Source organism: Streptomyces sp. NPDC037389 (assembly GCF_040636475.1).
Lineage (GTDB): Bacteria > Actinomycetota > Actinomycetes > Streptomycetales > Streptomycetaceae > Streptomyces > Streptomyces hesseae.
The window spans coordinates 1-1,046 of the sequence record NZ_JBEZUS010000089.1 but is presented as its reverse complement, the minus strand read 5'-3'; the positions used below and the strand labels follow the sequence as shown (position 1 = coordinate 1,046).

The following is a 1,046-nucleotide window of genomic DNA, read 5'->3' as shown; positions in this document are numbered from 1 at the left end:
AGGAACAGGCTGAGGAAGCTGTCGCCGAGCAGGTGCAGCAGCGGCCAGGCCAGGACCACGAACCCGCCGGCGAAGCCGGCCATCGTCGGCTTGCGTCCGAGCCGGTCGGAGAGCACTCCGGCGAAGGGCAGCGCGATCACGAAGACGATCAGGCACAGGGTCTGCGAGAGCAGCGCCGTGCTCAGCGGGATGCCGGTGGTCAGGTTCGCGTACGTGGGCAGGTAGTTGACCCAGATGTAGTAGGTGAGGGTGCCCGCGATCGTGATGCCGACGACGCGCAGTGTCGCCGCGGGGTGCTCGACGAACATCGCCTTGACGGGGTTGGTGCGGGTGCGTCCGCTGTCCTGGGTCCGGGTGAAGGACTCCGTGTCCTCGACCGAGACGCGCAGCCACAGGCCGACCAGGCCCAGCAGGGCTCCCACGACGAACGCGACGCGCCAGCCCCAGGCGTGCAGGGCGTCGTCACTGAGCCACGAGGTCGTGAGCGTGCCCAGGAGCGAGGCGATCAGGACGCCGCCGGCCACCGACACCTGCTGCCAGGAACCGGCGAAGGCGCGGCGGCCCCGGGCGGCGGACTCGACGAGGAAGGCGGAGGACGAGCCGAACTCCCCGCCGGCGGAGAAGCCCTGCACGAGGCGGGCGAGGACGAGCAGCAGGGGCGACAGGACGCCTGTCTGCTCGTACGAGGGGGTGATGGCGATCAGGAAGCCGGCGCCGGCCATCAGGGCGACGGTGAGCGTCATGCCCTTCTTGCGGCCGCGGCGGTCGGCGTAGGCACCGAGCACGGCGGCACCGATCGGGCGCATGACGAACCCGACCGCGAACACGGCGAGGGTCGACAGCAGGGCGACCGCGCCGTCGCCCTTGGGGAAGAACTCGTCGGCGATGACCTTCGCGAAGATCGAGTACAGCGCCCAGTCCACCCACTCGACGGTGTTGCCGATGGTGCCTGCGACGATGGCCTTGCGCTGGCCGCTGCTCAGTTTGCCGGGGGCGGACGGGTCGCCCTCCCCTTTCCGGGCTCCTGCGGACATGGCGGATCTGGT

General features: G+C 70.6%; 1 protein-coding gene. It reads right to left on the bottom strand.

The features are described 5' to 3' along the window. Positions 1-1,034 (bottom strand): MFS transporter (locus tag AB0E98_RS33955; RefSeq protein WP_361710372.1); only part of this gene is annotated, 1,034 nt, incomplete at its 3' end. Positions 1,035-1,046: the final 12 nt, after the last annotated feature.